The organism is Pseudomonadota bacterium (assembly GCA_030860485.1).
Lineage (GTDB): Bacteria > Pseudomonadota > Gammaproteobacteria > JACCXJ01 > JACCXJ01 > JACCXJ01.
Genome location: JALZID010000277.1, coordinates 1 through 2,925, shown reverse-complemented (window position 1 = coordinate 2,925; position 2,925 = coordinate 1). Strand labels below are relative to the sequence as shown.

The following is a 2,925-nucleotide window of genomic DNA, read 5'->3' as shown; positions in this document are numbered from 1 at the left end:
GATCGAACCATTCCAAGTCCGACGGATGTTGCTCATTTCATTTATATAGGCAGGTTGACATACGACGGTCAAAAGCGAGTGAGCGATTTCATCACGGCGTTAAGCCAGGTCAAAGGAGCTTGGCAAGCGACAATTATGGGCGACGGAATTATGGGCGACGGAGTGGACAAAGAGCGTTTGCAGAGATTGGCGGAAACAATGGGAATCCACACCCGCATCCAATGGATAGGCTGGCAGCAAAATCCTTGGGCTGGAATCCACTCTGCTTCCGTGTTGGTTTTAACTTCCGAATACGAGGGCTTCGGCATGGTGCTTGTAGAAGCCATGTCGCATGGAATTGCCTGCGTCAGCTCCGATTGCCGAACGGGTCCTGCGGATATTGTGAAAGAAGGCATGAATGGCTGGTTATACCCTGTGAAGGATGTTGCCAAATTAACAAGCATCCTGCAGAGGATCACGGATGCTCCCGACGCATTGCCGCAAGCCCAAGACATCAAAAGCACCATCAAGCATTTCGGTACGGAGCATGTCATCCCTAAGCTGATCCAGGCTTTTCAGAAAGAGACTGCAAGACCCGCTTCCAGACTTCAACCTCGACAGAGACCGCGCCAGGCTTGAGCAAGTTCCGAGGTCGTTGCGGGATGGGATGGTATTCATCGCTCAGATCCTCCCCGCCTTCATTAGTTCGGTGAGCTCGTCCTTCGTCAACTGCTGGACGTACCAGACCGCATCCTTGCATTTCGCCAGACCGTCGGCGGGCCGCGCGCGATCGTAGCCGAAGCTGAACCGGCGGTATGCCGCGGGGTTTACATACTCGAGCTTGGCGAACTTGGCCTCCGGCAGGTTGTACTCTATGCCGTCCCCGCCGAGCGCGAGGTACTCCCGCACGAATTGCGGGATGAAGGCGTGTTTCACGAGAAAGAGCGACTGGGCGCACGGCATCCCGGCGTAGTTGCCGAAGATCATGCCTCCGCCGCCGATCTCCGCGTACATCCGCTCGACATAGGGCCCGAACGCAAGGCAGTCGCCCTCCTGGTAGACGAAATCGAGCTCGGCGGCATATGCGGTCATCGCCATGGCTAAAATTGACGCGCTCCACCCGCAAAACTCATGCGTCTTCGAGCCGTCCGTCAGGTCGCCGACGTGCCCGCAGTCGCCCGGGAGGTTCACGACCTGCAGGAGGTGGGATAACTCCACCGGGATCGGTGGGAAGACCGTGTTGCGCTGGGACATGACCACGATGCGGAACGGCCTCGGCCGTGCATTGCGTATGACGTTCTCGATCCACACCCGTGCGAAAAGGGACGCGTCGTAGCGAGTGGCCGGATAGTAGCCGGTGCCGAGTAGGTAGTTCATTTTGCGGCTCGGGCAGGAGCTCGGGCAGGAGATTGCCGCCGCAGCCCAGATCCAGCCAGATAGGTTCGGAGGATAGGAGATTCAATCCCCTTTTGCAACGCGTACTATCTCGTCGGAGGGGCGGCCGATGATTGGGCGATCCGCGCGGGGGAGGGAAAGGCTCGTTTGGGGTAGGGATTGGCTCAGCGCAAACGCATCGACTTCGAAGCCCTCCTCCCCGTGGGGGGACCGCGAGCGGCGGGGGCAATTGCGCGGTGCCTGAGCGGGTCCGCCGATGTGTTCGAGAATACGCTGAATCGACCCCCGGTCGGTGACGAACGCGATAAGCGTCATGGGTTCGCTACAAGGACAATATGGGGCAGACTTTGGTCTCTGCAATTTCTAACTGATCCGTGTACTCCGATCTGGTAACATCCCCCGCGGGTGCGACGCGAGTCCGTGCCTCTTGGGTGGAGGGGTATGGAAACCCGCGAGCTACTGTCCGGTCGGTCAATGGAGAAGGGTGCTTGGCGCGCCTGTCCATCATAGTACCCTGTTTGAACGAGGCGGCCGTCATCGTGGAGGGCCTCTGCGCCCTGGCCCGCCTGCGCCGGCAGGGCGCCGAGTTGATTCTGGTGGACGGAGGGAGCAGCGACACGACGTCTGCACTCGCAGGCCCTTGGGTCGATCGCGTGCTGAGGGCGCCGCCGGGCCGCGCGAGGCAAATGAACGCGGGCGCCGGTGAGGCCCAGGGGGATATCCTGCTGTTCCTGCACGCCGACACGCGCTTGCCTCGCAACGCGGGCAGCCTGATCACGAACGCCGTCGACAGTGGCCGGGTGTGGGGGCGTTTCGATGTGGAGATCGAGGGCCGGCATGCGATGCTGTGGGTGGTCGCCCGGCTCATGAACCTGCGCTCGCGCCTCACTGGCATCGCCACCGGCGACCAGGCGATCTTCGTCTCGCGGCTGGCGTTTCGCGCGATCGGCGGCTATCCCGACATCCCACTCATGGAGGACATCGCGCTCAGCCGGCGCCTCAAGTCCTTGGGTCGGCCCGCGTGCCTCTGCGAGCGCGTGACGACCTCGGGGCGGCGCTGGGAAACGCAAGGTGTGTGGCGCACCATCCTGCTCATGTGGCGGCTGCGGTTTCAGTATTTTCTCGGTACCGATCCGAGAAGGCTCGCGGCGCGCTACGAGGCGAGGCGGTGATCCCGGACGTGGTGCCCCCGGGCCGGCGGGCGCGGAAGGGCGTCGCACGGATGGCGCGGCAGGCGATGGAGGGTCAGTGAATGCCGGTCTCGTCGTCACCGCCGCTTGAACCGCCCTATCTTACCGCAGAGGAGATCGAGGCCTTTGCGCCCTACCCCTTTGCCCCCGAGTCCCGCGGGGCGGGGAGCGCGCCTCAAGGACCGCCTCGAGGAGGCGGGGTGCTACGGCCCGGGCCAGATCGGCGGGCGGCGTTGGCCGATCGGCTGCGTGTCTCTGGAGGTCACGCAGCGCTGCAACCCTCGATTGCAGCCTGTGTCGGAGCACTCCGAGGCGGTCCGGGACATCCCCCTAGAAGAATTGTTTCGCCGCATCGGCATGA

4 protein-coding genes are annotated in these 2,925 nt (G+C 62.4%); 3 read left to right on the top strand and 1 reads right to left on the bottom strand.

Annotated elements, in window-relative coordinates; translation table 11 throughout:
• The coding region (locus tag M3461_16915) for a glycosyltransferase (protein MDQ3775906.1) at window positions 1-618 on the top strand (618 nt) is incomplete at its 5' end.
• Between the two features lie 42 nt (window positions 619-660).
• On the opposite strand, the gene M3461_16910 is transcribed toward M3461_16915, so the two are convergent.
• On the bottom strand, window positions 661-1,356 hold the full coding sequence (locus tag M3461_16910) for a hypothetical protein (GenBank protein MDQ3775905.1): 696 nt from the start codon (window positions 1,354-1,356) through the stop codon (window positions 661-663).
• Between the two features lie 506 nt (window positions 1,357-1,862).
• Here M3461_16910 and M3461_16905 point away from each other — a divergent pair.
• Window positions 1,863-2,546 carry a TIGR04283 family arsenosugar biosynthesis glycosyltransferase gene (locus tag M3461_16905; protein ID MDQ3775904.1) on the top strand — a complete coding sequence of 228 codons (684 nt, stop codon included), beginning with the start codon at window positions 1,863-1,865 and terminating at the stop codon, window positions 2,544-2,546.
• 159 nt (window positions 2,547-2,705) lie between these two features.
• Window positions 2,706-2,925, top strand: a 220-nt coding sequence (locus M3461_16900; protein ID MDQ3775903.1) for a radical SAM protein, incomplete at its 3' end; no start/stop codon positions are given.

Coding starts and splice junctions, on each gene's coding strand:
- M3461_16910 (MDQ3775905.1), bottom strand. CDS start 1,356: ATGAACTACCTACTCGGCACCGGCTACTATCCGGCCACTCGCTACGAC.